The organism is Sneathiella sp., from assembly GCF_041689005.1.
Taxonomy (GTDB): domain Bacteria; phylum Pseudomonadota; class Alphaproteobacteria; order Sneathiellales; family Sneathiellaceae; genus Sneathiella.
The window spans coordinates 1-4,249 of the sequence record NZ_JBDNHC010000174.1 but is presented as its reverse complement, the minus strand read 5'-3'; the positions used below and the strand labels follow the sequence as shown (position 1 = coordinate 4,249).

Annotated in this window: 8 protein-coding genes; 6 read left to right on the top strand and 2 right to left on the bottom strand. The window is 54.9% G+C overall.

Annotation, left to right across the window (positions count from 1 at the left end; genetic code table 11):
- Window positions 1-256 (bottom strand): hypothetical protein (locus ACESNI_RS18435; RefSeq protein WP_373089759.1); only part of this gene is annotated, 256 nt, incomplete at its 3' end.
- Window positions 257-496: 240 nt separating this feature from the next.
- Here ACESNI_RS18435 and ACESNI_RS18430 point away from each other — a divergent pair.
- From ACESNI_RS18430 to ACESNI_RS18410, 5 genes are all read left to right on the top strand, one after another.
- Entirely contained in the window at window positions 497-928 is a 432-nt protein-coding gene (locus ACESNI_RS18430; protein ID WP_373089757.1) for a hypothetical protein, read from the top strand.
- Window positions 925-1,131 (top strand): hypothetical protein, encoded by a 207-nt coding sequence (locus tag ACESNI_RS18425; RefSeq protein ID WP_373089755.1) that lies wholly within the window; start codon window positions 925-927, stop codon window positions 1,129-1,131. Before ACESNI_RS18430 ends, ACESNI_RS18425 begins: the two co-directional genes overlap by 4 nt.
- Window positions 1,128-1,328, top strand: a complete 201-nt coding sequence (locus ACESNI_RS18420) for a hypothetical protein (RefSeq protein WP_373089752.1) — start codon at window positions 1,128-1,130, stop codon at window positions 1,326-1,328. The genes ACESNI_RS18425 and ACESNI_RS18420 overlap by 4 nt, the downstream gene beginning before the upstream one ends.
- Before the next feature lie 111 nt (window positions 1,329-1,439).
- On the top strand, window positions 1,440-1,634 hold the full coding sequence (locus tag ACESNI_RS18415; protein ID WP_373089750.1) for a hypothetical protein: 195 nt from the start codon (window positions 1,440-1,442) through the stop codon (window positions 1,632-1,634).
- Entirely contained in the window at window positions 1,631-1,870 is a 240-nt protein-coding gene (locus tag ACESNI_RS18410; protein ID WP_373089748.1) for a hypothetical protein, read from the top strand. The genes ACESNI_RS18415 and ACESNI_RS18410 overlap by 4 nt, the downstream gene beginning before the upstream one ends.
- 347 nt (window positions 1,871-2,217) lie before the next feature.
- Here the strand turns inward: ACESNI_RS18410 and ACESNI_RS18405 are convergent, their stop codons facing one another.
- Window positions 2,218-2,733 carry a hypothetical protein gene (locus ACESNI_RS18405; RefSeq protein ID WP_373089745.1) on the bottom strand — a complete coding sequence of 172 codons (516 nt, stop codon included), beginning with the start codon at window positions 2,731-2,733 and terminating at the stop codon, window positions 2,218-2,220.
- 442 nt (window positions 2,734-3,175) lie between these two features.
- On the opposite strand from ACESNI_RS18405, the gene ACESNI_RS18400 reads away from it, so the two are divergent.
- Complete coding sequence (locus ACESNI_RS18400) at window positions 3,176-4,009, top strand: hypothetical protein (RefSeq protein ID WP_373089743.1); 834 nt, start codon at window positions 3,176-3,178, stop codon at window positions 4,007-4,009.
- Window positions 4,010-4,249 lie beyond the last annotated feature (240 nt).

Genomic DNA, 4,249 nt, shown 5'->3' with positions numbered 1-4,249 from the left:
GGTTAAACACAGCAGTTGTGTTGACGCGCAGCGTAAGGGCTTCATCCGCGATTGCCTGCGCGCGTGTTCCAACCGGGATTCTATTATACCTCAATTCAGACTCTACCACCGCAACAATCGAGACGTTGCTGACCTCACAGGCGCGCGCGTTGTCGTCGTCGTCCTCTGTGGCGACATACACTGGCGTAAATTCCTGAGCCTGCGCTGGCGACCCCACATAACAGAGCGCAACTAACGCTGTGAATAAAGTGCGCATCGGACCCCCACATTTGAAACAGCTCAATCGAGCTAGAACACAATCGATAAACGACCGACGCCAGTTTGAAAAGCCGGATCGCTAATTCTGACGTGACCGGGTGAACGAGGTCCTGCATTTGATTTAGTTCGGCTCGCGACGCATGTGCATCTACGCACTAATTGAGGCTCGATTTTGCTTCTTTATTGTGGTGGACCGGAGCAGTATAAGTATCATGTCGATATTAATACGTGAGCCAACATGCGAAAGACAGACCGTAAAAACGGACGCAATACGGATGGCACCTTCGCCAAGGGAAACCGAGGTAAGAAGCCCGGTACGCGCCACAAGACCACGCTGGCCGTACAGGCGCTACTTGATGGTGAAGGCGAGGCCCTGACCCGCAAAGCCGTAGAATTGGCCTTAGCCGGTGACGTGACGGCGCTGCGCCTTTGCCTGGAGCGCATCGCACCGCCTCGCAAGGATTCGCCCGTGCGCTTTGACCTGCCGCCTATGGAAGGCGCTCAGAGCGCCGCCTCCGCTATGGGGGCAATCCTTGCCAGCGTTGCGAGCGGCGACCTCACGCCATCAGAAGCGAGCGGCCTTGCCGGGCTTGTCGAAGGCTATCGCAAGGCCCTGGAGACAACCGAGCTTGAGACTCGTCTCAAAGCGCTGGAGGAGAAGCAGGCATGAGCATGAAGGGCAGGGTTCAGCGATTGGAGAGAGTGGCGGGGCTCCCGATCTTGCAGGACAGTGCCTCGCTGGACACGCGCTCACTTGCTCGCAAGCTCGCATTTGTCCTCCACTGCGGCATACATGAGCCTAACGGGCCCACGGCCGACGCGGCCCTTGCGATTGCGAGAGCGCTGCAGTCGCCAAGTGAGAAACGGACATGAGCAACATGGCGCGCCGCCTTGTGGCATTGGAGAAGAAGGCGCCCCAGGGTGCGTTGCCGCATGAAGAGCGTCTCGTAAGGTTACGTCGCAAGGGCAGGGCGAGCCCACAAAATGCTGGTCATACCCTGTCTGCAAGGGACCTCGAACAACTCGTTGCGAAGGTAAACGCATTGAGAGAACGGCCAGCCAGTGCGTGATTGGAGGCTACCTAGGTATGCAAGGGCCCCATTACCCTTTTGGCTAAGCTTAGCCGCAAGCTTTATTGGTCCGTCCACGCCGGTCTGGTTCGTTGCTAGGCTGATGTTCGGATGACTCTCAGGCGCCGCATTATTAAGCTCGAACGGCAATCCGTGCATCCCGCTGGACAGCTTGACGAATGGTGCGATACCGAATTGGATGCGCGGATCCTAACGCTCGCAGCAGGGCTTGAGCGAATCGGCGGCCTTGAGCCGGACATGCGGGCACAGCTGGATGCGCTGGGCCTTCGGGCGGCGACAGTATGAAAGGCATCCAGCGGCGCCTTGAGAGGCTTGAAAAGAAGTCCGAGTACGGGGCGCCCGAAATGCCGACCTGCATCATGTTCTGCACTGTTGCCCCAGGCCCTGATGGGCCGGTGAACTTGGGGCCAAAAACGGCTCACATAGTTGTCGGGCCGAATGCGGGGGTCGAGCTAAGCCGTACAGAGGGAGAGAGCGTGGAGGCTTTCGAGGCGCGTGTTGACCAGCTGGTCCTTGGTTAGACTTCCGCTCGGCGTCCAAATTCTGTTGGATTTATCTACAAACTGCCGGGCATCGGTGATCGTCCCCGTCGGGTCAAGAGTAGCGTGGACTTCCGGAGCCCGCGTAACATGCTACACCGGGGCCACTATAGGCAAGACCACTCGCCCCGCCCCGAATAATACGTTCCGCGCGGGCCAGTGCGCGCTCGTGGTCGTTCCGGATATCTAAATCTCCGGAAAAAAAGCCGTGGTACCAAATTTTGAGTGACCTGCCATTTGGTTGGTATCTGTCTGGCCGTGAATTGAACATTTCTAATTTTATAGCATCGACATGATTGAACGCCCAAAATATCAGTAAAAACGGGCGCTCACTTTGAACAATTGGTTGAGAACCCGTTTCCTCTCTCTACGGAATACAATTCTGTTCCATATCGGAAACCAGCAGAGAAGGAATCGAGTCTTGAAACCGCCATCTCTGCAACGATGATAGATTGCCGAATTTCCATGCGGGGCGTCAACTCTAGTGCCGCTTTGTGTAATGCAGATTCGTAAGCCGAAACCGCTTTCCCCATTTCCATCGCCTCAGCGCGTAAACTCTCGATTTCTTCATCAGACGAACCAACTTCCATCGCCTTTAAGTCCGCCTTTACGAACTTTAAATCTGCGCAAGCTGACGCTAGAAGGGCGATCTCCAAATTACTCTGATTTTTATAGAGCCAAGAAGAGAATATTGCGCTGGCTTCGCGCCGCGAAACTTGTGCATCCTCATATATGATACCGATAGCACGCTCGATTTCCGGCGATAGCTCGGCTTCTTCCTGCGCTACAGCGGCTGAAAAACCCAGAATCGCAAATGCGAATAAACTCAGTATTTTTATCGTCATGCTTAGGTTCCACTCCAAGTATCGCTGCGCGCGCTGGCAGGCCCACGCTCAGATGCCAGAGAAGCCGCAATGCGCTCATGGCCGGCCCCTCAGGGGTGGTCCAGCAGGTTTGTTAGTCCAAGTAGCGGCGCTCATGCCGCTACGCACTCATAGTAAGGCGGTATGAACGCGGCGGGCAAGAAAAGGATCAGTGCTAGCTGGATCGCAATGAAGATAGAGGTAGCGATCAGAATGATCACGCCCCCTCACGCCACAGCTTAATGCCCAAAATTCAGCGCTTCAGGCCGCATGTGGAGCCTGAAGCGTGAGATGCGGGAACTGAAGAAGCCATACCGTGCATCTCCACATGTATAATCACTCATTTCTCACTCTGCTGGACACTAGAGAAATCGCTGTCAAAGTGTCGTCGGGCAATTGAGTTAAACGCGACCTGGTGGGGACGATGACCGATTTCAAAGTGCATCTATGTTTCGAATGCGGCCAGAAAAATAGAATCGCTGTCGGGAAAGAAGCGGGTGCCAAGTGTGGCTCCTGCGGTTCGGCCATTTATTCCACAAATCAGAAGTCGCGAACGACACCATCAAAGGCGAAAGCCCCCCCCCCAGCGTCGCTGGAACGCCCGAAATCTGGTGATAATGGTCTGGCGTGGCTGATTGCTTGGAGCGCGGGGATTACAATATTTATTGTTGTATTGAATTGGGCGTATACCGCTAGCAACGGAGTGGAGAACCGAACTGATACAGCGTCTGGCGGTCGATTTACTCTCGTGCCGGACGAAGAAGCCACCAAGTCTACTAGAGCATCACTAGCTGGAGCCCGCGCGGCCGGGACCGACCGCTGGGAGCCTCCCGTCGAATCCCCGGTAATTTCGCTACCTATGCCGGACCCCCAGCCGTTTGCTCCCGGCGTGGTTTGGAACCGGACAGGCCGCGAGAGCATCGCGCCCTTTTCCCTGAGAACAAGCTCCGGATCGAACTATTTCATCAAGCTTGTTGACGCGCGAACAGGTGCGGACGCGGTAGCCTTTATGGTCAAGGGTGGGCAGTACTTTGAGGTCGATGTTCCAGTGGGAGACTATAAAATGCGCTATGCGACCGGTACCATCTGGTATGGCGAGGACCTTTTGTTCGGATCTGAATCGACGAACTATTATCAGGCAGATGCTGTTATGGATTTTTACATTGAGGGAAATCAAGTATCTGGTCACGAGGTTGAACTAATTCTTCAGGCGAACGGGAACCTGCGTACGGATAAGATCGCCCCAGGCCGTTTTTAGCTATTGCCTTTTTATCCAGTCGTAAGCGTCGTTGATTTCCTTCATCAATAATTCCGCGGTTCGCATCTGCTCTTCAGGTAAATTCTGCGACCGCAGCACATCCCCCTCTGTCAGGGATGTTGTCCGCTGCTCTATTTTTCTCTAATTTTCAGGTGGGCGGGATAGGACAATGACGTGGGATACTCACCAGAACGAAAATCGGCCGTTTTGAAGCGGATGCTGCCGCCGAATAACTTGGCC